This is a genomic window from Clostridium rhizosphaerae (assembly GCF_016765585.1).
Classification (GTDB): Bacteria; Bacillota; Clostridia; order Clostridiales; family Clostridiaceae; genus Clostridium_AT; species Clostridium_AT rhizosphaerae.
Genome location: NZ_JAESWC010000002.1, coordinates 270,162 through 293,880, shown reverse-complemented (window position 1 = coordinate 293,880; position 23,719 = coordinate 270,162). Strand labels below are relative to the sequence as shown.

Here is a 23,719-nt window from a genome sequence, read left to right as displayed (position 1 = left end):
ATGAATACGATATTTGCATTGTGGAAGAGAGGCCTTAAAGCCTTCATAAGAAATAAAACCGGTTTAATTTTTTCACTGGTCTTTCCTTTTTTCTTTGTATATGTGTTTGGAGCTATTTTTAAGATTGATTCAATAGAAAATCCCATTGCATATATGCTCTCAGGGGTCATTATAACTACAGTGTTTGAGAATTCCCTGAATCTTGCCTCATCAACCGTTGATGATATGGTAAGCGGCTTTATGAAAGAGGTTTTAGTCTCGCCGGCTAAAAGGATAACTGTTGCTATAGGGCAACTATTGTCTGCAGCAACGGTATCAACAATACAGGGATGTATGATTTTAATTCTTGGATTATTTATAGGTATTAAATTTACTTCCTGGATAACACCGCTGTGGGTGCTTTTAGCTATGATTAGTGTTGGAGTTGTTTTTTCCGGTGTTGGGCTATATTTGGCCACAATCGTACGCAGCGGTCAAACCTTCCAAATAGTTAAGACAGCTATAACCATGCCATTAACCTTTATATCCGGCGCATATATTCCATTATCCATGCTGCCTGAGACTCTTAGATACGTTGGTTATTTTAATCCAATGACCTATGCCACCGCTTTTTTTCGAATGGTGGTTTTGGAGAAAACAAGCTTACCAAAAGAGGCCCTTGTTCAGCAGGGCTTGGCCATTGAGATTCATGGATTTATTGTTACTCCAATAATGTCTTTTGCTATTATTATGGCTATTGGTTTTATATTCCTGATATTATCAACTAATTCCTTTGTTAAAACAGATTTCTCTCGCTTAAGCAGAAGTTCAACTGATGCCAGTGCAATATGGGGTTAAATAAAGAATTCCCAGAACATAAAATTAAAGAAAAACGGAACACTAAGGAAAAATAATATAGAAGTGTTAGAGTTTGATTCCTATGAATTATCTAGAGGTCGAGGAGGCCCAAGATGTATGAGCATGCCTTTAATTAGGCTGTAGGTGACAGGCACATGAGTTATGAGGTTTTGCTCTGCGCATTAGCAAATAAAAAAGAAAGAGAGCTAAAAATGGAACAGTTTTTTAAATCAATAGAAGAAAAGATAAGAAAATCAGGATATCCGGGAGAAGTCATTGGGGAAGTAATCTACAATGAAATAAGTGATGAGGCCGAGGGTCAAGAAAAAGGAAGCTACTTATTGATGAAGAAGCAAAATGACGATATAATGTTCGAATACAGAGTGGATATTTTAGAGGACAATATCAATTTGTCGACACTCACGATACATGCACCAGAGAGAAAGTACTTTATTGATTTTGATGCAGAATAATATTTAACTTAATATTTGATTCAAGAAAAAAAGCACTAATCATTGTGACTGCATCCTGTCTAATTGGCATGGTACAGTTCATGAAAGACGGGTGCTTTTCTCTTTGATATCAATTTTTATGTGATTGGTAAATCCTCACTTAGGGTGGTTACGGTGAGCCGTATCATAAATGACGTAGACTTTTTTGAATATGAGTATAAAAAGAATTATTGAGAATGAAAAATAAATAAGAAAGTAGAGTTTATTTCATACTGTTTTATTTGACAACTGTGTTTCTTTAATTTAATGATGAAAGAGTTATAGAGAGGTTTAAACGTGATAAGACCTCTGCCTCGAATAAAGCAAGCATGAAATTTATAGATTGTTACAGCAATTACAAACCAGCTATAGAGCCAGAGTATTTCGATGTATGTCAAATTCTTTTAACACAACCAGCATTGGATTAGATGCATGATGCAATTTTACAACTCATTTCATAAGGTTATGTTTGATTAGGAAATAAGGACAAATGATTAAGATATAAGACAGTAAACTAATTCTTTTATTTTAGATATTATGTGATAATATCTAAACAAAGGAAGGTTCGTGTACTACTGAAGTATAAGGTGGGTCCGGAGTGTGGTTAGGAAATCTATAAAATAAGAAAAGTAAAAAAACATCTTGACCTTGTACTTAGGTACAGGTGCTATAATTAGATAAAATTAAACAAAGAGGTGCGATTATGAATTTAAAGATATATTATTTTTCAGGTACAGGAAATTCTTTAGCAGTTTCAAGAAAGTTAGAGGAATTATTGATAGAAAAAGGTGAAATAGTACACATATCTAATTTTGAAAATGAAAACAGTGTAGAGGTGGATGTAGATGTAGTAGGCTTTGTATTTCCAGTGTATTTTGCAACTATACCGGACGTAGTTAAGGCTTTTATAGAAAAACTCTATTTTAAAACAAACCCATATATTTTTGCAATTGTTACTTGTAATGGAGTTCCAAGCCATAGTTTGTTTACATTGAATAAATGCTTAAATGCTAAAGGAAAATCATTATCTTCAGGTTTTGTAGTTGATATGCCAGGTAACGCATTAACAACTCCAGATGAAATTATAAAAGAAAGATTAAAGAATTCAAAAAATAAAGTAGAACAAATTGCAGAGTATGTTAATAATCGTAGAACAAAAGAGCTAGAAGGCGAAAACAATATTAAGCGTCATATAGAAAGCTTTGTTGTTAGCACTGTTGCTAAAAAACTTCAATTTTCACCTAAAAAATATTCATCAACATCAGAATGTATAGGCTGTGGAATATGTGAAAAAGTATGCCCTGTACAAAATATTAAAATGGTTGATAAAAAACCACAATGGGAAAATAATTGTACTGCATGCTTAGCTTGCTTCCATTGGTGTCCTAAAAAAGCCGTTAAGATAAATAAATTAATATCTAAAAGAGATAAGTATCATCATCCAGAAGTATCAATAAGTGATATGTGTTTAAGAAAGTAATTTTAATAGTAGTTTTAGGCAATATTAACTTAAATAATAAGTAGACTAGAAATTTAAACTCGAAAATTATTCATATGAATGGAGAGATACATATGGAATACTTTCTAAGAGGTCAGATTGCTAAAATGGCTAATCTTAGTGTAGAAACACTAAGATATTATGAAAAAATTAAATTAATTCCGATGCCAACTAGGACAGAGAAGGGCTATAGACTTTATTCTAAAGATGTATTACTTACTCTAGATTTTATTAAGAGTGCTAAGAATTCAGGATTTACGCTTGAACAAATAAGAACATTATTTTCTGCAGGAGATAAGGATGTAAATTTAGAGTATATAGAAGAACTGCTTACCCAAAAACTTGTGGAAATAGGCGAAAAAATTGTAGAATTACAAATGATGCAAGGTGAGCTTAATAGGATTAAGGAATATTTGCGTCTACCACATGAATGTCCGATATTTAATTCATTTATTAATAAGTAGGAAAAATTCACCGACCTGGATGCTAAAAAGGAAATGTGGCATGGGGACAGACTAATCCTTTGAGTGGTCAGGAAGACCCAAATTATTATGTTTTGAGCTTCAAAAACCAGCTCTATTATCTTCTGGTTGATTGGAAAGCAGTAGGAATAGTATAAGTATAGGCAAACTAAATTATGATTTTTATAGCTTTCTCCGTGAAAGCTTTTTACCCTCAAAGAGTATAAGCCTATTAGTAAATAATATAGAAAAAAGTCTACATTATACAGGTTACGGTGAAGAATATCATAGGTAATGTGAGGTTTTTTGAGTAGTATTGAACTTCCCATCATCAACATAACCTCCTCATAAAAGTATATATCTATATTTAAAAAGTGTCGTCATTCCATTCAAATGACGACACTTTTTCCTTCCATAGTTATACGGCTGTGCTAGAACTTAAAAATATAAATGTCATCTTCAATAGCTTTCACACCCCCCCCTAGAAGAGCTGCAAACTACAAATTTCGAAATTTTTATGTTATAATTAGTAGTAATTTGTTTTAAGTGCAGGGGGGATAAACATAGATACAATCAAGATAAAAGAAAAATTACTTGTACATAAAAATAAAGTAAAGAGAAACACAATAAAACTTGAAGAGTTGAAAAATATCATTGATGATGAATATAAAAATATAGTTAAGGTTGTACAGGAGCTTGTAGATGAAAAGTTTCTTGTACCGATAGAGTCCAGCGGACTTAACAGCATGGCAGATCCTCTCTATAAAAGGTATAGAATAGTATACGAGGAAAACAGCGACACTCTAGAAGAAAATGTAGAGCTTATGGATGAGCTGAACGGCCATCTGTATTTTAAAATAAACATAGATGTCTACAAACAGGACTTGAAACTTTACAAGAAGCACAGGTATTATGTAAGGCTTTTCAGTGACTTCATGAAGAAGAACTCAAATCTTTTAAAAATCCAGTGTTCCATAAATGAAAGATCCTTCGAGGTCTTTGGGGACGAGAAATTCCTCAAGGAAGATTCGCTTGCAAAAGAGATGTTCAAGGCTATGGATCTGGATATGAATATACTGAACTTCTATATGGCTCCGGAGCCTTTCTTTTTTTATAAGTCAACTGAAAAAACTCCGCAGAACATACTTATAGTAGAGAATAAGGACACTTTTTATACTGTAAGAAAACTTATGCTTGAAGGAAAGCAGATTTTTGACATGGAGTTCTCAACGGTTATATATGGGGAAGGTAAAAAGATACTAAGAAGTCTGGAAGATATATATTACAATGACAATGTAAGCTATATAAACAATGCAGAAAATAACTTCTATTATTGGGGAGACATAGATAAAGAAGGAATCTGGATTTATCAAAGTCTGAAAGAAGCATATAGTAGCTTTAATTTTAAGCTTCTAAAAGAGGCTTATAAAAAGATGCTGGAGCTGTCTAAGATTTATGGGATACACAAAAACAAGAAGTCCCAGAAGGTTAAAATAGATAGAATTACAGAACTTGACAGTGAAACTGAAAAGGCTGTGCTTGATATAGCACTAAAGGATAACTATATACCGCAGGAAATAATATCATATCGGAGGCTAATTGAAAAATAATATGGATAATTTAAAGATGCTTGAAGGATACAGGCGAAGGATGAATCTTCTCTCCAGCACATACTTCCTGTCTGAGTTTGTTGTAAACAGGAGAGACGGAAAAGAGTTTGACAATCACGAATTTTACAATCTGTTAATTCAGATTCTTTGTTTTATAATGGACAAATCCCTTAAGGGAGAAAACTGCACCAGGGAAGACATAGTAAATTTTATGGATGATATAAACAGGCTCTGCTACAAGAAGACACTGACAAGAGAACGAATTGGAGAACTTGTCTACTATATCCTCAGAAAGGGCCTGAGAAACGAAGGCTATGCATACAGCTTCAGCTATTATGACTATGATAATGAAAAGAGCTCACACATAAATGTACAGCTTATAAACGATGAAATCATAGATATTGACGGTGAAACAAAAACAACCTACTTTCTTACAGAAGATGGGTACAAGCTCCTGTTCTCAACAAAGGAATACGACGACATATACGAAATTGAGATAACAAAAATGATTGCTGAATTCAAGATTAAAAACGGGGACTACAAGAGTGCAAGGGAAGACATAGACAAGCTAGTGAACCTTCTTGAGATTCAGTGCCAGAACATAGACAATTATATCCAAAAGACAAAGAGGAACATAGCCCTTATTCAGAACGAAAAATACTCGGAAGTTATAGGAAAGACCTTCGATGTGCTTCTATCACAACAGGCAAAATACAGTGAGCTTAAAACCATGGTTTTAGGCAAGCTTGATATACTATACTCAGAAGACGTCAGCAGCGAGAGAATACTTGAGCAGATAGGCGACATAAAGATGGTCTTAAACGGCCTTGACAAGGCTATTTTTTTCATAAGGAAGCTTCATGAGAGAAAGGACTCCTTCAGCAGTCAGTTTAAGGAGCTTTTAAAGAGCGCTATGTTCATAAACTACAACGGAAGGTTTGACTTTGAAAAAGAGATAATGCAGAAGATAGAAAAGGATGCCTGTCTTATAGGAAATCTGGACAGAATATACAAACCTTTGTTCAAGCTTCAGTCACCAAATATCTTTTCGCTCCATGTTCCTTATGATGAGCAGAACATACAAGGGGAGAAAGTCTTAAAAGAGATTGAAGTTATGAGCGAGGAAGTTGAATTGGAAGATGAAAGGGAAGAAATAATGAGAGCCTACAATGCTTTCTATGAGGACTTTCTAAGGACGCTTTTAGATTATGGAATAAGATGCGAGAGCTTTTATCTTTCAGCTTTTCTTGAAGATTTGAAGAAGGACAAAGACAGCTATGTTGAGAAAACAAGATATGGTGGCCTTGTGAGAAATATGCTTCTATTTTTTGCACATGAAGGGGAGGAAATAAACTTAGAGGAAGTCAGAAAAGAACTTAGAAAGGTTGCGGTGGTTAATCCCTCAGAAAGCTTTGACATATTGTACTCCGTAAGCACACTGAGCAAATACTACAGGAAACTGCCAACAATAAAGATTTCAGTTTCTGATGAAACCTTCACTTTTTTAACGTCCATAAATCTGGAGGAAAAGACTGCAACAAAACTTACCGTTCCGGATATGGAATTTACTTTTATTCAGCAGGGAGGCCTTGAATGATGGAAGAGAAGATAAAAGGAGCTACAAAAATTTACTATCAGCTTTTAAAAGGCGGAGAAATAAAAAGGACGCTTAATAAGGACCTATACAACCTTTATGCAAACTACAGCGACGTTCAGGAAACTTTAAAATTTATGGCTGAAGAGAGCAAGTGCGACCTTCTTCTTACAACAGATGCGCTGTACATGATACCAAGACCAGAGAACGACATTATAGGTTTTAACTACAAAAATGATGAAGATTTTAAGAGCGTTAAGGATGAAACGGACTACTATCTGGGCCTCTACATAATAACAGTTATTATAAATGAGTTTTTTAATAGTATTTCACCAATGGAGTTCATATCCGTAAACGAACTTGTGAAAAAGGTTGAAAGAAGGCTTGAAGCTGCAGCATCAAAAGATAACGCAGAAGATATTGAAAATGAATACAAATATAATATCAGAAGCCTTAAAGATGCATGGTTTGCAAAGGAGAACATACCCGGGGACAAGGAAGAAAGACTGGGAAAGCAGACCTGGTCTTTTCAGTACAGGTACGGCTGCGTCAGGAAAATGATAATCTTTATGACAAATCAGGAGCTTGTTATGTATTCAAAGGAAGATGACGAGATAAGGCCTACACAGAAGCTTAACGACCTCATGAACTACTATTTCCTTGACAACAGACGAAAAGCTGAGATCGAAAGCATATTCTTTGACGGCATCAGGGAGGACGCATAATGTTTATAAATAGATACAAATATGTAAATTTCGTATATGGGGACAATAAAAACCGAATAATGACATGCGAGCCTTTTGAAGCCATGGGCAGAAATATGCAGGTGGAAGCCACCAATACAGCAGGCAAGTCCATATCCATAATTACACTTTTGCAAGCGGTTGTTCCTCTGGTGGATACGGACAAGAATGCAGTTGACGTATTTACCAGCAAGGAACCGGTCTATATGCTTATAGAATGGATTTCTGAAGACAACACAAGAGTTTTGACCGGTATAGGCATAGAACGAAAAATGCAGAACTTCGCGGAGGACGATAAAAGACAGGACAAGTCAAAACTATTTGACATAGTAACCTTTATAGTTGAATATGACAGGCCAAACAAATTTGACCTAGACAGCATAGAGATAACTTATGAAAAGGATGAAAAGCTCTTCTGCAAAAGCATATCAGAGGTATGCGCCATGTTTGAAAAGAACATGGAAAAGCCAGCAGGTGTAAAGTTTATTAAGCACTACAAGAAATCCTATCTTAAGGAGTACAAGGAGAAGCTTGAGGAATACGGCATATTCCCAGATGAATGGGCTACTGTCATAGCAAGGCTTAACAAGGGGGAATCTGTGCTTTCCAAATATTACGAGGATAACAATACAACGGAAAAGCTAATGAAGAACCTGATTGTGCCCACAATTGAGGAGAACATAGAAAATTCAAAAGGCAACTCATTTATTAAAGACATCCAGGAGTCACTTAAAAAATACAGGGAATTCTCAAAAGAACACAGAAATGAGCTTATAGAATACGATAGCCTATGCATAACAAAGGAAAAGCTTCAGGTGCTGATGAATGCGTCTACAGCCAGGATAGAGCTTGAGGAGTCAGAAGAGGATATAAGGATAAAATTCGGTGAGCTTTATAATTCCGTAGAAGATGCTCATAAATCCTATGGCTATAGGATGGAAGATAAACATAGGGAAAATGAAGAGCTTAATGCCAAGTCATTATCCATAAAACTAAACAGGGATTCCAAGGAATATTTCAATCTTGAAACTGAAGTAAAGAAGCTGAAGTCAGACATTTATACTCTAAGGGATGAACTGGAAATCACGGAAGACCTTATTGAAGATAACACAAGGATGGCGGCACTGTGCAGCCTAAAAGAGTGGACAGACAGAAGAAACAGAATAGTAAGCGATATTTCAAAGCTTGTGGCTGAGAAGGACAAGAAGGAAAAAACACAGAATGAAATAATGAAAAAACTTAACAATTTGGGCTTTTCAATAAGAGAGTATTATGAAAAGGAAATAAAGGAAGTACAGAGAAAACAGGAAGAAAATAAGCAGGAAGAATCAAAGCTTTTTGGAGAAGAAAATGCTTTAAAGGAAGAAAATATAAAGCTTATAGAGGAAGCAACGCAAACAGCAATACAGCAGGGTGAGCTTAAGGAATTCTTTAGAGGTTATGAAGCAAAGGAAGCTGAAGTAATAAAAAGGTACAGTGATGCTTCTGAGTATATAATTAATACTCTTGAAGGGAAAATGTTCAACATAGACAAGCTTGTAAAAGCCTCGGAGGACTTAATAGGAAACCTTAATGAAGATACTCTGAAGATTAAGAGTGAAATAACCGGTCTTGAAAATGAATTGAAGGACTCCGACATAAAAATGACTGAATTAGACTCTCTAATAAAGCAGAAGCATGAAACAGCAGCAAAGCAGGAGGAGGAACTTGAAAAATTCATTGAAGCAAAGGAATATCTTACAGAGACAGCTTCAAAGTTCCTTTTAGATGAGTCAAATATCTTTGAAAGAGAGCAATTTAAAAGAGAGATATCCGATGCAATATTAAAGAAAAAAGAAAAAGCAGACGGCCTAAGCGAAAATAGGAAAAAGCTTCTTAAGGAATTGGAGTTTCTTAAGGGGGACAGCAAGCTGCAGCTTCCGGACGCTTTCAAAGAGGAGATGGACAATCTTGGCATTAAAGTAATCAGCGGGCTTGATTACCTTAACAAACAGGGACTTTCAGCTGAGGAAAAAACAAAAATATATAAAGAGAATCCACTTATAGTAAGTTCTTTAATGGTCACAAGAAAAGAGCTAGAACTTATAAAAGGGATTTCCTTCAAAATAAACAGCAGCACACCAATACCTTTAATGCTGAGAGAAGACTTAAGTAAAGAAGGACTCTGGGAGCTTACAAATAATGTTGCTGAAAGTGCCAGCGGAAGATTCATAATGCTCTACGACAGCAGCATGCTTGATGAAAAAGCACTGTTTGAGAAGGTTGAAAGCCTAAATGAGCAGCAGTCTAAGCTGAGTATTTCAATAGCAAAGCTCAATGAGGACATTGAAGCCTTATACAGCCTGAAAAACAAGGCAGAAAGCTTTAACTACCATATGCAGTATGAGCAGAGAACCAGGGCTTCAATAAGCCTTCTATACAAAAATATAGAGGATATGGTAGCAAGCTCAAATGAGATCGAAAGAAAAATACCGGAGATAAAAGCTGGTCTTAGAGAGAAAGAGAACAGTATGGTGAAAATCGAAAACCAGATATCAAAACAGAAGGATAAAATAGACAAGCTTACTGAATTCAATGATAGCTACTGCGGAATATATAATAAAAACTATGTTAATAAGGAAGCTCTCTCAAGAAAAGCAAAAGAGATAGATAGAGCTCAAAAAACAAACCGGGAGAATCAATATTCCATAGGAAAGCGCAGGGAAGGAATTATTGAATACAGGGCAAAACTTAATGAGAGACTTGAAAGCTTAAAGGATAAAAACTCTGAGTACAACATATATAAAGAAGGCGTACTGCTTACGGAAGAGCCGACAGTGCTTATAGGCATGTTCAAAGAATACAGTTCAAACTCGGAAGCAAACAACATAAGCAAAATAAACGAAAACTTGAGCCGCAGGGAAGAAGAAAAAACAGAAGCTGAAAACAAGATGAAAAATTATGAGAGAACTGCCAAGACAAGCAATTTTGATCTTTTAATAAAAAGCCTTGAAGAATACGAGAGAACTCTTAATGAATTAAAAGATGAAAAAATGAAAATTTACGGGCAGAAGGAGCAAAAGACAGGTGCACTAAAAGAAAAGGAAAATAAATTGTCTGCAGATTATAATAAAATAGTAAATTCCTATGGAGTTCCGCCGCTGCCTCCGGAAGAGATAATAGAAATGAATTACAGCGAAGAAATGCTCAGCATAGACAGAGCAAAACAAAAAAATGAAAGTGAGCTTAAGGACTTGGCTGAAACTTCAAAAAACCTGGAAGTATATTCAGTACAGCTTGAAGACTATAAAGGCGTCACAAACAATTTTGAAGCAATGAGCATGGAAAAAATAAAATCTGACTACAGCAGCATCCAGGAAAGAAAATCCTCCTTGGATGCAAAGATTAAAGAATGCAATGACAATCTCATGAGAGCGCAAAGCGAATTGGCCCCTCATTTAAGCGGAGAAAGAATAGAGGTCTATAATACAATAGCAGGAATGACTGACATCAACATGAAGGCTGGCTTCCTTGAAAACGTGATTATAGCAACAGATGGAGAGTTAGACAGGCTTCTTGCAAGAAAGCTTGAAATAGATGGAGAGAAGGAATACATCTACAACATAATAAAAGACTACGTGGATGAGGTAATAAAGGGGCTTAAAAGGCTCAATGACATAGCAAGGATAAACAGGGAAAGGCTTATGAAGATAACACTTAAGGAGGAGAATATAGACTATAACGAGATAAAAAATATAATAGATTCTGTAGCCTCTAATGACAATCTAAATATAAGCAGCCTTGTGACAACATATTACCTTCTTGATGTTGTAGCAAAAATAAGGAGAATACAGGTGGACATAATGAAATATGAGCTGTTTAACAGCACCATGAAGAATTGGGACAGCTTAAAGACCAGTTCCACCGGAGCACAGAAATTCTGTATTTCCTTCATACTCCTTGCAGTGCTTCTTGAATACAAGAGGTTTGATGAAAGATACCCGGAAAGAAGCTCTCTTGGAAAGGTACTGGTTATGGACAATCCGTTTGGAGAGATTTCAGAAAACACCTTGCTTAAGCCAGTATTTGAATTGGCTGAAAAGCTTAAAATTCAGATAATATCCTATACACATATACAGAATCAGGCTATAAGGGACAGATTTGACAAGATATATCTTCTTAAAGTAAATAAAACAGCTTCGGGAAGGGAAATAGTAAAACTTGAAACCTATAAGGACACAATTACTGAAAGAGCTTCAGTAAGTCCGTTCTTTTTAGAGCAAGTTGCGTTTGATTCCATATAATAAAAAGAGGCCGGTTAAGAACTCATGTAGAGTTCTTAACCGGTCTTTTATATTTATTTGATATAAAATTTAGTTTGTGGAGGAATTTGGATAAAGTTGTAGAATAATGAAGTAGGTGTAAATATTTGATGAGGCTTTATGTCCATAATGGTAAGCTGGGCAAAGAATTATTTGGAGAATTGATTAAGCGAATTTAGAATATAATGCAGTGAACCGTATCATAAATAACGTAGACTTTGTTCTCAGGTACTGAAGTACCATGTAAAAGGGGTTTAATTCATTAGGTTACAAAATGGACAATTCGTTATCGAAATTGGGATATGGTCCTCAGTCAGATATATATCTTCTTCGATAACAAAATTGCACAAAACATCTAATTTTCAATTATTAACCTTTAGCAAAGAGAGAGAGAATACACAAAATTATTTACATACTCTCATCTCATCAAAAAACCTAGATAAGTAGTTGGATTATCTAGGTTTTTTCTTAATCTTTAAGTCTAGCTGGTGTATTATCAACACAATCCGAGAAATGCATATGGTTAAATTTCCACTTTCCATCTCTCTTTACTAATACTCCAACAAATCTCATAGAAAGAGTATTTTTATTATTTTCAATTAGAAGCGTATGTAATGCATTATTGATAGATTCTAGCATTAAATTTAGTAATTCTGTATTTGTTTTATTTTCTTTAAAATAGTATTCAAGAGCGCCTTTAGGCCATGAGCAAACCTTTTTTTCAGGCCAAGTAAATTTTATTAATGATTTTGAACAAACTACTGCTATATTATTTAAAATAGAGATAAAAGAATTTTCTCTGTTTAAATTAAAATCGCCCCAATACTTCCAATCAGATTCTAATAATTCTTTTGCTTCATTAAAGCCGTAGAAAACTTCTCCTGAATCTGTTCCAATTATAGAGGTAAGTTCATTATTATCAAGCAATTCTTCTCCATAACTATCTACTAAGCTGGCATCACGTTTATCATAAGCTTCTTGTAAAGTTTTTAGAACCTCTTGAACCTCTCTAATTTCTATACTATCTTTATTATCTATAGGAATAGTTTTATATTTATCATCAATATTTTCATTGTTTAACATATTTAAATCATCTGCACAGTAAGAAAGATTCATATGCTTTATCATCCATTTTAAGCCATCGTTAGCCATAACTATGGTAATTCTAAAAGGAAATACATATTCTTCTCCCATTTTTATATGATTTAAAGTTTCTGTAATTTTAACTGAAAGTCTAATTAAATCTGATTTTGATAAATCTTCATTATTTAGTGTTTTCGATAATTGCTCAATCATAGCTTCACATACTTTTTTTTCTTTAATATTTCTTGTATTTTTACCATGAAGAGCTATTATAGCTGTTGAATTCTCTACATTAATTATAGCTTTATCAATATCTAGTTCTATCTTTTCTAGATAGTTACTTTCATCTTCCCAATAGGTCTTTATCATATTAGTTATCTTTTCTAGTCCAAAACACCAGCTGTCTAGTCCAGCACCTATAAAGCTTGTATCTTCTTCATCTACAAAAAACTCTTTAACATAGCTTTTTATATTATAAAGGTTTCCTTCATTGTATTTTTCTTGAAAATTTATTAATCTTGATTTTATATCCTGAATGATTTGTTCCATATGTTTACCCCCCTTAATTAGAACATTTGAGAATAATTATTTATACTTATGCTTTTATTTTAATAGTTAATGTTGTGGAATTATACACCGAGAATATTTCTATAGAGTTTTTTATACAACACAGCAAAGAGCTCCTACTCATCATAAAGGGTAGGAGCTTCTCTATAAAATTATGTACTTTTAGAGTAAATAATCTTCCTAATGCTGTATACTGATAGAAAAAAGTCTTCAGCTAAAGCATCAATTGAATATCCTTGGTCATATTTACTACGTATTTCTTCATTTCTGTTTTGTATATAGTCTCTATGACCTGAATTTTCTCCCCACTTTTTTTTCTTTTGTGGTTCTGATGGAATATATACATATTGTCCTTGAATATATTTTTGAATTTCTTTAATTAAATTATCCGGTAATATTGTTTCTGCTTTTGCATAGTTCATAAAGCTCAGCTCCTTAAATATATATTTAAATTTAAGAAAGCAAAGCCTGCATTATGAATAATTAATGGCGATAAGACTTTATCTCTGTGCAAACCATCGCCAAGTCCATATTTACAGACTTTGCACAGAGTTTTCCATTAAAAATATAATCTTGAGTTAAAACAAAAATCATATTATTCACCCCCAGCTAGATTAATAATTACATAATGATATTATTATAAAGCTATAATATCATCTTTATTGATTATTCTCAATATTTTGTAAATATTAATGCGTTTGTGTATATGGATAATAGTTTATAAGTTAAGCTATAATTTAAAATTATGTGAAAGTATTTGCAGTATAATTAAGTATTTATTAATAAGGTGTGTATAGTATTACCTAGAAAGGAACTATCTATATAATTAATTTGATTTTCTATATATAATTAGATTATGAAATAAATGGATCCGTTAAATTTCAAAAAGATGCAAATAATCAGGAGGTTATATTATGAAAAGAGATAAAAAAGTATTAGAGATAGTAAAGAATAAAATTTTGAACGAGTATAAGAATGATATTTTACTGCTTGTAGTTTATGGAAATGATAAGGCGGATGAAGATGAGAATTTGGGAATACAGTTTTATTTCATTCCTAAAAATGAGAGAGGAAAAAACCTTTCAACTCAATTCATTATAGAAGGTGTAAGCTATGACTTGTTTCCGATAAGTTGGGAACGATTGATTGCCAATGCTGCGATGGATAGTCCCCAAGGGTATTTACTTTTGGTTACAAAAGTTATTTATTATTCCGATGAAGAAGCCCTTAATAGATTTGAAAATATGAAGGATAGTCTTAAAACTGTATTAAGTGGTAAGTATGATGAGGCTTTAGTAAATAAAGCTTATGAATACTTTAATGAGAGCTATATCTATCTTTATAATATGTATAAGTATAAAGATAGTATGAGTAGTGTAAGGCTAGAAGCAGGAAAATTACTCAATAAAATTGCAAATTCATTGGGCTTTGCAAACAGGGAGTATTATAAAAATGGAAATGGCTCTGTTTTGAGGGATTAGTAGAACAAGAAAGAAAATTTATGAGCAATATTATAAACGACGAGAGTGGTCTTTTTCTAATTGCGCAATTAAGCGGTAGAATCATAGCAAATTGTTCAGTTGGAATAGTTTCAAATAATAAAAGGTTTCTTCATAGAGCAGGAATGGGCATCACTGTAAGAAAGGAATATTGGAACAAAGGTATTGGGAAGATAATGATGAAGGAATGCATTAATTGGTGCAAAGAAAATGGTGTTGAACAACTTGAACTTGAAGTTGTTACACAGAATGATCGAGCTGTTTCAATGTATAAAAGTTTTGGTTTTGAAATTTAGATTTTCAATAATAAGAATTCTTCTTAGAAAAGTGCTAATCTTGCGAAGATGGAGCACTTTTTTCATTGCGCTTAATTTCTTTTATGTGGAAAATTCCATACTTTAAATAACGTATCAATCAATTGGAAGTAACAAATAATAAAAAATAGATTAGGAGAATAATTATGGAAAACAAAATTATAAAAATGTGGTGCTAAGAAGAGGTTATAAATGATAAATAAATGTAAAACATTGATAATACTAGTGATTTGTGCGAGTTTTGTATTATCAGGCTGCACAAATTCAGCAAATACAATTGGACTAAATCAAGTTCAGATACAATCAAATAAGAAACAAGAAGATATTAGTAAGATATTAAAGGAGTTTTTACAGCCCGGTGCTGAATTTATAACACTAAAGAAAGAGGATCATAAAGAAAGTATTTTTGTAGAAGACATAGATCAGGATGGTAAGCAGGAGGCGTTTGTTTTATACAGAGACACTAAAGAAAATAAGCAAGTTCATCTATTAGTGCTTAAAGAAGAAGGTGAAAAATGGAAGATACTATCAGATACAGCTACCGGCTTTAATACTCTTGATTATTTCAAGCTTAAAGACCTTGAGGGAAATAATAATAAAGAATTGATCTTGGGAGTTTCAGCTGGAGATTCTGAAGTGAAAAAAGAACTCTTTATTTACGAATGGCACAAAAGCAATTTGGTGAAAACAGTTAATCGCTCTTATGAAGGTATAGATATAGCTGATTATAATGGAGATAAAAAACCAGACCTGCTCATAGTAGATGGAGAAAGAAATAAATTACAAACTGCCCAATTGTTTAGTTATGAAAAAGGTCAGCTAAAAGTTTTATCTTCGGTGGAGTTGAATCCAGATAGCTTTCATGAGAACATTGTTTTCGGTAAATTAGCTGACGGGAAAAAGGCATTATATATTGATGGTGGATTGGGAGCACATTCCATGCTGACAGAAATTGTTGCATATAATAATGGAAAGCTCATTAAGGTTGGCAAGGAAGATGATGGCACCTTATTTAAAGCATACCCTCTTTATAGCAGGGACATAAATAATGATGGAGTTGTTGAAGTTGGAGGAATGTATATTACAAAAGGTTTTGAAGATGCAGCTATGGCAGAAATACCTTTTATTTATACCTACAGTGACTATCGAATAGATGGAAGCAAGCAAATAATTGAAGAAAGATACACCGATAACTGTAAGAAATTTTATATTACTATACCGCCTAAATTGTATGGCAAGGTAACAGTAAAAAAGCTTGATAACGGTGTTAGTCTTATATCCAATTTAGACGAGAAAACCTTATTTAAGGTAAAATGGATAAACAAAGAATCCTATGTTGCATCAAATACAAAGCTTAAAGAAACAAAGGATACTGTATTTTATACTGATACGAAAGAAGATTTGTCTATTCCAAATGATAATTTTCATTTGCTTCAGGATGAATTCTGAATATTAAAAAGTGGCCGGTTAAGAACTCATGTAGAGTTTTTGACCGGTCTTTTATATTTATTTGATATTAAAATTTAGTTTGTGGAGGAATTTGGATAAAGTTGTAGAATAATGAAGTAAGTGAAAATATTAGATGAGGCTTTATGTCCATAATGGGAAGCTGGGCAAAGAATTTAAAAACAAATATAAGTATCAATTATTACAAAGAAGGAGGGGAAGTGATTAAATGGAAGAAATTAAAATCGGTTCATCATTATCGTTCGGCAGTTATAATTGGCGTGTGCTTGATATTCAAAACAATGCGGCTTTGATTATAACTGAGTATATGATTGAACAACACCCCTATAATAATTACGCTGGTGATGTGACATGGGCTGACTGCTCGCTAAGAAAATATCTTAACGGTGAGTTTTATAACAAATTCACCGCGGCCGAACAGTCAAGAATAATTCCGGTAATAAATAAAAATTTGGACAATCAGTGGTACGGTTCAAGAGGCGGAGAAGATACTCTGGATTACATATTTCTTCTAAGCATTGAAGAAGTAGTGTGCAAATATTTCGGTGACAGCAGTAAAAACCTTGAAAATCGCAGTGCCAAACAACGATACTGGTTTCAAAAGAAAGACCAAAACAACGACAAGCGAAGATCTACATTCGATGGGTATGTATGGTGGTGGTGGCTTCGGTCGCCCGGGCGTGACAATAGAAGAGCCGTATATATCCATGGCGACGGCAATATAGGTATTCAGGGAAACGGCACCTTCCGCTACAGCAGTAACACTATTCACCCTTCAACAGGCGATAACTGTGGCGGTGTTCGTCCAGTATTCTGGTTAAATCTGGAATTATAAATCTTGGGCCACGTTTCAAGTGGTTTGGTTATAGTTAAAGCATAAAAAAATAAATTTAGAAAAGGAGAAATTTGAAATGAGCAAATATGAAAATGCAATGAAACTTATGGAGGAACGCTCTGGAAATGGCAAAGAGGAATTTATTGCCCTTGCGACAATATCACTATCCTCCAATGCTGCCGGTAATCCCTGCCCTGCGGTACGTATGGTTTGTGCTTATTATGAAGACGGCGTGTTTTATGTTTCTACAGACGCCCAAAAAAATAAAATGCTGCAAATTGAGAAGAACAACGAGGTTTCCGTCGCTGGGTTAGATTGGTACGCTTTCCATGGCACAGCTGAAAATCTCGGTTGGGTCAAGGACGAGAAGAATGTGGAAATCAGAGCAAAATTTAAAAAAGTTTTCGATTGGTTCGATGAAGTTGGCGACGAAGACAATCCGAACTCAATCGTTCTGCGTATCTCCCTCACAGAAGGTACGATTACTGACAACGAAGAAAAATACGGTGAACGTCAGTATGAAGTTGATTTTATCAATAAAACGGCGAAATAAATCCGTAGAGAATAAGCAGTTTCTAACTTGTTTAAAATATAGGCTCTGTTAAAGAACTGTGTTGAAAATTGGCTACTATCTGCAAAATTGGGTATAATAAGACTAACGAATGATTACGGAGGTATTACTATGCCAACTGTAGAGTCAGTAAAGAATGATATATAGGCTTTGGGAACAGCAGGACAAGAGGAAATACTGCACTATCTTGAAGAAGTATTTGTGTTAGGTTCATTTGCAACAGAAGTTACAAATGAAGTTAAGGAGAACAGATTTTCAAGGGGGAAAGTCTGCCCTCATTGTGGGCATGATGAAGTATCCAGAAATGGAAAGTATAACGGAAAGCAAAGATATATCTGCAAGTCCTGCCGAAAGACATTTACTGACTTTACACTCTCTCCAAAACACAATAGCAAGAAAGATGTTAAACAGTGGATACAATATGCCAAATACATGATAAATGGGTATTCCATAAGAAAATGTGCCGAAGAAGTTAAAATAAGCATACCTACATCATTCTATTGGAGGCATAAGATATTAGACGCAATTAGAGCCTTTATGGGTATTGGAAATGTTGGTGGCGTTATAGAAGTTGACGAAGCGTTCTTTAGGGAGTCCTTCAAAGGCGACCATAAGAAAAGCACTACTTTTACAATGCCTCGAAAAGCCCATAAAAGAGGCGTTAAGGGTAGTTATAGCAGTAAAGATGAAAAGAGAAAAAGAGGTATCTCAAAGGAACAGGTATGAGTTTTGTGTGCTATGGACAGAGCAGGAAATCTTATTACTGAACTTATATGTAAAGGAAGAATGAAGCATACAGATTTAGAAAGGCTATTTACTGGTAGGATTGAAAATGAAGCCATTCTTTGTACAGACTCACATAAGAGTTATATTCAGTTCACCAAAAATTTAGGTATAGAACTCCAACAAATCAAGCGTGGGAAACATAAAGAAGGAATATACCATATACAACATATTAATGCTTTCCATAGCAAAGTAAAGAAGTGGATGTATAGGTTTAATGGTGTTGCAACTAAATATCTGGCTAACTATATGTATTGGTTTAAATGGCTTGAAATCTTCAATACCGAGAAAGATACTATAAAGAGCAAAAATTTGTTGGTACAATCTCACACTTCTCATATAGACACAAAACTAAAGGATTTTAGGATAAGAGAAGCAATTTATTCATAACTTATGTAAAATATTTGTAATTTTACATTGATATTATGTATAATTTAATAAATAAACTGTTGTAAATGTTGTGAATGTGGGGGTTTATATGAAAAAAAGAATACTAATTGTGCTAACTTTGATTTGCTTGGTATCTATTATAACTAACATTTTTCAATTTAATAGAATTAGAAAATACAATTCAGATGAACGTTTTTACACTACTGCTGTTGAAAATTCTTTTAAAGGTTTCATCGCAGGTTTAGATTATTACGATGGCAAAACTAGTGCTTTATCAAATGAAAGTGCAATAAAAAATAGTGTGAGTGCTGTTGCAGGAATTAGAAATATTGCTCCTTTGTCATCATATAAAGACAATAAGCCACTCTCTTTAATGCTATTAAATTTAGATATGTTTTTTGTAATGGAGTCTAATGAATATATAAACAAAAATATAGATAGTATTAAGCCTCAATTAACTAATATATCGAAAAACTTAAATGATGAAAAAGCAATTACGGAGTTAAATACTGTATTGGAAAAGTTAGTATCAAACAAGTAAAACCTTAATTTACTTAAATAGTAATTTACTTAAAATGTAAGTAAGGGAACTGTTAATAGAGTTCCCTTTAAAAATGGTATATTATCAGTACTATTCTTTCACAGAGCCAAAATATAATATATAAATTTTTTTTGTAGGATATTAATTAAGAATGAAGCATTAATCTTTAAGATGTGGGTGCTTCTTTTCTTTTGCATTAATTTCCTGTTCGTAGTCACATATAAGAATTTACTAAATAATACTTTAGAATAATAATATATTTATGCAGTATGTATAAGGTGATAAAATGGAAAAACCTCACTTACTACTGATACGGAGAACCGTACCATAAGTAACGGAGGTTTTTTCATTATATGTTTCCGCATACAGCTCACGTGGAGTGTGTGGTGAGGATAGAGAAGAAATAGGCTGGTAGCAAAGGCCTGGGGCATTATGCCCCTTTTTCTTTTGTGTGTGTTATGTTTCCTCAGACTTAAGGTTTGTTATGGATTAGACCCCGGGGGTATATAAATACGCAAAAATCATAACAAATACGCAATTATATAGATAGACTTTGTAATCAATATAAAAGCAGGCTTAACCAAATAAGCTTTTATATATGCTATTTGCCTCCTTATATCTTCTATTTGATTCTAGATATCTTATTAATAATAACTGTACCTTGTTGTAGATATTCAAAAATCCTATTTTTTTATAAAAAGGTAATGTGATTTTTGTTACTTGAACATAAAAAATGTCTTCATCAAATTGAAAGATACTTAGGTATAAAGTATGGAGATAATGGTAATATAGAGAATTCTTATAGGTAGAAGTTAGATATCGATCAAATATTTCTTTACTATTTAAAAACTCCTTCAACTTTATAAGAACTTCTATATATATGCATGCAGCTATCATAGGCTCTTCGTTTGCATGCCAGGCGGATTTTTGCCATGGATCTGTATTTGTAGATAGAACAGGCGCATTCATGGCAAGTTTACAAAATGTAATACTTTCTTCGTATCTATTCATATTTAGATACAGGCTGGCAAGACTAGTATATATACCAAATATATTCTTATTTAATGAGAAGAATTCCGAACCACTGAGAACAGTCTTAAAATGATAGTCTGCTTTAGCATATATTTTTAATGACTCGTAGCATGACCCTAAAAAGTTATGACATTCCAAAGAATTTCTGTACCTTCCTGTCATTGCATAGCTGTTTAAAGCCTTCTCAAGGTAGATTACAGCTTTTAAAGGCTCAAGACTATGAAGATAAGCCACTCCTAAGCGGTAGTTTATCCAAGGTGTATCTTTCATTCTATAGGCTTTTTCTAAACGATTGATACCTTCGGTGTGATTGAGATTGTCATATAAAAATTTTCCTGTTGATAACAAAAATAGATACTGAAGGCCAATGTCTAAATTATAATAAATTTTATCAAGTTTATTTATTGAAGTTTCTAATTCTGTATAAGCTTTTCTATCAACCAGAATGTTGTACATGAGTTTATATATGTTGAATTCAATATTGTAAGCGGAATTTTGCAGGATTGGCTCTAAAGTCAACAATTCTGCAAAAGCCAGCTCTGCAGCATCATATTCAAAGCTTTCTATGTAAAAGGCAAGCTTATGCAGCTTTTGTCTTATTAATCCTATATACTTGACATCTGGAATAGTAGCGATTTTTAATCTTTTTAAGAGGGCCTCTATTATTTCTCTTCTAAGTCTTTTTTTACAGTTTTCAAAATAGCTCAAGTGACTTACAGAACATATTCCGTGAGCTAAAGCCTCCTGACTGATACAGGATTCCATCCTATTATATTTAATCCAGCAGGATAAAAAGTCATATTCAAATTCACTCCCCAATATACAAACAGTATTGTCCATAAATAAGCCTCCTAAAAAATAAATATTTTCACTAAATATAGTTAAATTATAGATAAATTGTATCACTTAAGTACGCTAAATTAAAACAATTATTCAATATAAATCTTTTGAAGTATTGCTGATATATTAATATAATTAATTTGTGAAAGAAGTATAAAAGGAGGGGAAGACATGGTTTCAAAAATTGAACCTTATAAAGGTATCGCAGCTACTTATGATGAAATAAGGCCAAGCTATCCTGAAAAACTTATTGAAGATATAATCACTAAGACTGGAATTAGTCTTGGTGACAGATTGTTAGAAATCGGGCCTGGAACAGGAAAGGCAACCATACAATTTGCTGATAAAGGATTTTCTGTCCACGGAATAGAATTAGGGGAAGATATGGCGGCGATACTCCGTAATAAGTGCAAGCAATATGAAAAAGTTACTGTGGATGTTGTACCATTTGAGCAATGGACAGGCGTAGATAATGAAGAGTATGATATGATTTACTGTGCTCAGGCCTTTCATTGGCTTGATCCGAAGATAAAATATGAAAAATGCCACAAACTTTTAAAGGATGGCGGATATCTCGTTCTATTCTGGTACAATCCTTGTGATGACGATTCACTTAAAGCAAAAGAAAGGCAAAATAAGATTAATACGATAGTCAAAAAATATGTTTCAATATCTTTTGTAAAAAATGAAAATTCACGAAGACGAGAACATGATGGAGTATATAAAGAAGATGAGAGATTAAAAGAGATTGAAAACTCAAGTTTATTTACTTTAGTCGAAAAAATAGAATATCTTCTTGAAACAAGAAATAATTCGGATGAATATTTAAAAGTTATGAAAACTGTACCAGCCTTTGCATCTATACTGGATGGTTTAGATGATATGTGCATTAGCAATATGAATAACGAAATTAAAGAGGTAATAAATGAATATGGTGGCTATGTAAGCTCATTTTTAAACTTTTCCTTGTACATAACAAAAAAAGTGAGTTAAGTTATTGAGCGGCTAATCATACCCCCCCTTTTGTTGAAAGGGGAGCCATCTTTGTTAAAGCTGGTATTTTAGCATATTAGTATCATCTTTCTAGCACAACCCATGTGGAGAAGGTAGCATGCTAGAACAGAATGTGATGGATCATAGTAATTGGGGCGGTAGCCCCTTTTATTTTTTTTGCTTTATCAGATGAGGATGCTCAATGTAAGTAACACTTTTTATTAGTGGGGAATATATTAATATTGGTGCACCGACATAAAGTATGTAAATGAGAGGTAATTGCAATGATCAAGCTTGCTTTGATAGGCTGTGGAAAATGGGGAAAGAATTATCTAAAAACAGTAACTGCAATAGAGGGCTGTGAATTGAAGTGGGCCTGCGACCTAGACTATCAAAGGCTAAATCAAGCAGCTCCTGTTTACCATCAGACCAGGTTCACTGAAAACAAAGCAGATATATTGAATGACAGTGAAGTACAGGGGATTATTATAGCCACAACACCTGAAAGCCATTACAAGTTGGCGAAGGAAGCAATAAGCAAAGGCAAAGCTGTTCTCGTAGAAAAGCCTGTGACAATTAACAGGAAAGACAGTAATGATCTGATTGAATTGGCTGCTGCACAAAATACCGTATTGATGGCCGGCCATACATTGATTTACCATCCTGCTATCAAAAAGATAAAGGGGCTTCTGGAAGAAAAACATATTATTGATGATCTATGTTACTTGAACATGTCCAGAACCAGTTCCGCCTCTCAGGCTCCCAAAGTAGATGTTCTTCATGATCTGGCAGTTCATGATATCTATCTTTCCCGCCACCTGATAGGGATGGACCCAATCTGGGTAATTGCCAATGGAGAAAGTTATATCCATAGTCCTTATAACAATGTTATTAATATACTCATGGGTTTTCCAAATGGTAAAATAGCTTCTATATTTGCTAGCTTCATTCATACGGAAAAAACTAGGAAAATGACACTGGTTGCATCGAAAACAAAATTAGTATTTGACGATGCACAGACCGCCGATAGAAAAATCCAACTCTTCGATAACGGAGAGCAGGAGTATTTCTTGGCAGTAGAAGAGAATCTGGAACCTCTGACACAGGAATGTCTTCATTTTATCGAATGCATTAGAGAAAACAAGGAACCTCTTAGCGGCAGTGAAAATATAGAATTTGTGGCAAAAATAATTGATTGCATTTCCGACTCTCTCGCAAAAGGAGGAGAAAAAATCATCATCAGCTGATGGAGAATGTTAGCATTATAAT

Annotated in this window: 18 protein-coding genes and 3 pseudogenes; 18 read left to right on the top strand and 3 right to left on the bottom strand. The window is 33.7% G+C overall.

Features of this window, described 5'->3' with window-relative positions; genetic code table 11:
* The 9 genes and pseudogenes from JK636_RS04620 to JK636_RS04580 all read left to right on the top strand — a co-directional run bounded on the left by JK636_RS04620 (position 1) and on the right by JK636_RS04580 (position 11,517).
* Positions 1–837, top strand: coding sequence for an ABC transporter permease (locus tag JK636_RS04620; protein WP_202747661.1), 837 nt, complete (start codon positions 1–3; stop codon positions 835–837).
* A gap of 33 nt (positions 838–870) precedes the next feature.
* A pseudogene (locus JK636_RS04615) lies at positions 871–981 on the top strand (arginine deiminase family protein); the annotation flags it as partial.
* A gap of 11 nt (positions 982–992) precedes the next feature.
* On the top strand, positions 993–1,310 hold the full coding sequence (locus JK636_RS04610; RefSeq protein WP_338025726.1) for a hypothetical protein: 318 nt from the start codon (positions 993–995) through the stop codon (positions 1,308–1,310).
* Positions 1,311–2,031: 721 nt separating this feature from the next.
* Positions 2,032–2,808 carry an EFR1 family ferrodoxin gene (locus JK636_RS04605; protein WP_202747660.1) on the top strand — a complete coding sequence of 259 codons (777 nt, stop codon included), beginning with the start codon at positions 2,032–2,034 and terminating at the stop codon, positions 2,806–2,808.
* A gap of 92 nt (positions 2,809–2,900) precedes the next feature.
* Complete coding sequence (locus tag JK636_RS04600) at positions 2,901–3,290, top strand: MerR family transcriptional regulator (protein ID WP_202747659.1); 390 nt, start codon at positions 2,901–2,903, stop codon at positions 3,288–3,290.
* Between the two features lie 638 nt (positions 3,291–3,928).
* Entirely contained in the window at positions 3,929–4,897 is a 969-nt protein-coding gene (locus JK636_RS04595; RefSeq protein WP_202747658.1) for a Wadjet anti-phage system protein JetD domain-containing protein, read from the top strand.
* On the top strand, positions 4,887–6,494 hold the full coding sequence (locus JK636_RS04590; protein ID WP_202747657.1) for a hypothetical protein: 1,608 nt from the start codon (positions 4,887–4,889) through the stop codon (positions 6,492–6,494). The genes JK636_RS04595 and JK636_RS04590 overlap by 11 nt, the downstream gene beginning before the upstream one ends.
* Complete coding sequence (locus JK636_RS04585) at positions 6,491–7,216, top strand: DUF6063 family protein (protein ID WP_202747656.1); 726 nt, start codon at positions 6,491–6,493, stop codon at positions 7,214–7,216. Before JK636_RS04590 ends, JK636_RS04585 begins: the two co-directional genes overlap by 4 nt.
* Complete coding sequence (locus JK636_RS04580) at positions 7,216–11,517, top strand: coiled-coil domain-containing protein (RefSeq protein WP_202747655.1); 4,302 nt, start codon at positions 7,216–7,218, stop codon at positions 11,515–11,517. The genes JK636_RS04585 and JK636_RS04580 overlap by 1 nt, the downstream gene beginning before the upstream one ends.
* A gap of 486 nt (positions 11,518–12,003) precedes the next feature.
* Here JK636_RS04580 and JK636_RS04575 read toward each other — a convergent pair whose 3' ends face one another.
* Both JK636_RS04575 and JK636_RS04570 read right to left on the bottom strand, forming a co-directional pair.
* On the bottom strand, positions 12,004–13,167 hold the full coding sequence (locus JK636_RS04575; protein ID WP_202747654.1) for a nuclear transport factor 2 family protein: 1,164 nt from the start codon (positions 13,165–13,167) through the stop codon (positions 12,004–12,006).
* A gap of 170 nt (positions 13,168–13,337) precedes the next feature.
* Entirely contained in the window at positions 13,338–13,607 is a 270-nt protein-coding gene (locus JK636_RS04570; protein ID WP_021653177.1) for a CD3324 family protein, read from the bottom strand.
* A gap of 492 nt (positions 13,608–14,099) precedes the next feature.
* Here JK636_RS04570 and JK636_RS04565 point away from each other — a divergent pair, with 492 nt between their 5' ends.
* The 7 genes and pseudogenes from JK636_RS04565 (at position 14,100) to JK636_RS04535 (ending at position 19,585) form a co-directional block, all read left to right on the top strand.
* Positions 14,100–14,666 (top strand): hypothetical protein, encoded by a 567-nt coding sequence (locus JK636_RS04565; protein ID WP_202747653.1) that lies wholly within the window; start codon positions 14,100–14,102, stop codon positions 14,664–14,666.
* A gap of 11 nt (positions 14,667–14,677) precedes the next feature.
* Positions 14,678–14,980: pseudogene (locus JK636_RS04560) on the top strand (N-acetyltransferase family protein); the annotation flags it as partial.
* A 210-nt stretch (positions 14,981–15,190) separates the two neighbouring features.
* Complete coding sequence (locus JK636_RS04555; RefSeq protein ID WP_202747651.1) at positions 15,191–16,447, top strand: hypothetical protein; 1,257 nt, start codon at positions 15,191–15,193, stop codon at positions 16,445–16,447.
* Positions 16,448–16,673: 226 nt separating this feature from the next.
* The gene (locus tag JK636_RS04550; protein WP_202747650.1) at positions 16,674–17,300 is read left to right on the top strand and encodes a DUF6273 domain-containing protein; all 627 of its coding nucleotides are present in this window, start codon (positions 16,674–16,676) and stop codon (positions 17,298–17,300) included.
* Positions 17,301–17,376: 76 nt separating this feature from the next.
* The gene (locus tag JK636_RS04545) at positions 17,377–17,853 is read left to right on the top strand and encodes a pyridoxamine 5'-phosphate oxidase family protein (protein ID WP_202747649.1); all 477 of its coding nucleotides are present in this window, start codon (positions 17,377–17,379) and stop codon (positions 17,851–17,853) included.
* 168 nt (positions 17,854–18,021) lie between these two features.
* Positions 18,022–19,044, top strand: a pseudogene (locus tag JK636_RS04540) (IS1595 family transposase).
* Between the two features lie 88 nt (positions 19,045–19,132).
* Complete coding sequence (locus JK636_RS04535; protein ID WP_202748818.1) at positions 19,133–19,585, top strand: hypothetical protein; 453 nt, start codon at positions 19,133–19,135, stop codon at positions 19,583–19,585.
* Positions 19,586–20,161: 576 nt separating this feature from the next.
* Here JK636_RS04535 and JK636_RS04530 read toward each other — a convergent pair.
* Entirely contained in the window at positions 20,162–21,457 is a 1,296-nt protein-coding gene (locus JK636_RS04530) for a tetratricopeptide repeat protein (RefSeq protein ID WP_202747648.1), read from the bottom strand.
* Positions 21,458–21,628: 171 nt separating this feature from the next.
* Here JK636_RS04530 and JK636_RS04525 point away from each other — a divergent pair, with 171 nt between their 5' ends.
* Positions 21,629–22,450, top strand: coding sequence for a class I SAM-dependent methyltransferase (locus JK636_RS04525; protein ID WP_202747647.1), 822 nt, complete (start codon positions 21,629–21,631; stop codon positions 22,448–22,450).
* A gap of 284 nt (positions 22,451–22,734) precedes the next feature.
* Positions 22,735–23,697: a Gfo/Idh/MocA family protein gene (locus JK636_RS04520; protein ID WP_202747646.1), complete on the top strand. Its 963-nt coding sequence runs from the start codon at positions 22,735–22,737 to the stop codon at positions 23,695–23,697.
* The last annotated feature ends 22 nt before the right edge of the window (positions 23,698–23,719 follow it).

Bases quoted from the DNA above. Each gene is read 5' to 3' on its own strand.
- JK636_RS04575 (WP_202747654.1), bottom strand. From the start codon at position 13,167: ATGGAACAAATCATTCAGGATATAAAATCAAGATTAATAAATTTTCAA.
- JK636_RS04530 (WP_202747648.1), bottom strand. From the start codon at position 21,457: ATGGACAATACTGTTTGTATATTGGGGAGTGAATTTGAATATGACTTT.
- JK636_RS04620 (WP_202747661.1), top strand. From the start codon at position 1: ATGAATACGATATTTGCATTGTGGAAGAGAGGCCTTAAAGCCTTCATA.
- JK636_RS04580 (WP_202747655.1), top strand. From the start codon at position 7,216: ATGTTTATAAATAGATACAAATATGTAAATTTCGTATATGGGGACAAT.
- JK636_RS04565 (WP_202747653.1), top strand. From the start codon at position 14,100: ATGAAAAGAGATAAAAAAGTATTAGAGATAGTAAAGAATAAAATTTTG.
- JK636_RS04610 (WP_338025726.1), top strand. From the start codon at position 993: ATGAGTTATGAGGTTTTGCTCTGCGCATTAGCAAATAAAAAAGAAAGA.
- JK636_RS04555 (WP_202747651.1), top strand. From the start codon at position 15,191: ATGATAAATAAATGTAAAACATTGATAATACTAGTGATTTGTGCGAGT.
- JK636_RS04585 (WP_202747656.1), top strand. From the start codon at position 6,491: ATGATGGAAGAGAAGATAAAAGGAGCTACAAAAATTTACTATCAGCTT.
- JK636_RS04550 (WP_202747650.1), top strand. From the start codon at position 16,674: ATGGAAGAAATTAAAATCGGTTCATCATTATCGTTCGGCAGTTATAAT.
- JK636_RS04535 (WP_202748818.1), top strand. From the start codon at position 19,133: ATGAAAAAAAGAATACTAATTGTGCTAACTTTGATTTGCTTGGTATCT.
- JK636_RS04605 (WP_202747660.1), top strand. From the start codon at position 2,032: ATGAATTTAAAGATATATTATTTTTCAGGTACAGGAAATTCTTTAGCA.
- JK636_RS04545 (WP_202747649.1), top strand. From the start codon at position 17,377: ATGAGCAAATATGAAAATGCAATGAAACTTATGGAGGAACGCTCTGGA.
- JK636_RS04570 (WP_021653177.1), bottom strand. From the start codon at position 13,607: ATGAACTATGCAAAAGCAGAAACAATATTACCGGATAATTTAATTAAA.
- JK636_RS04600 (WP_202747659.1), top strand. From the start codon at position 2,901: ATGGAATACTTTCTAAGAGGTCAGATTGCTAAAATGGCTAATCTTAGT.
- JK636_RS04520 (WP_202747646.1), top strand. From the start codon at position 22,735: ATGATCAAGCTTGCTTTGATAGGCTGTGGAAAATGGGGAAAGAATTAT.
- JK636_RS04525 (WP_202747647.1), top strand. From the start codon at position 21,629: ATGGTTTCAAAAATTGAACCTTATAAAGGTATCGCAGCTACTTATGAT.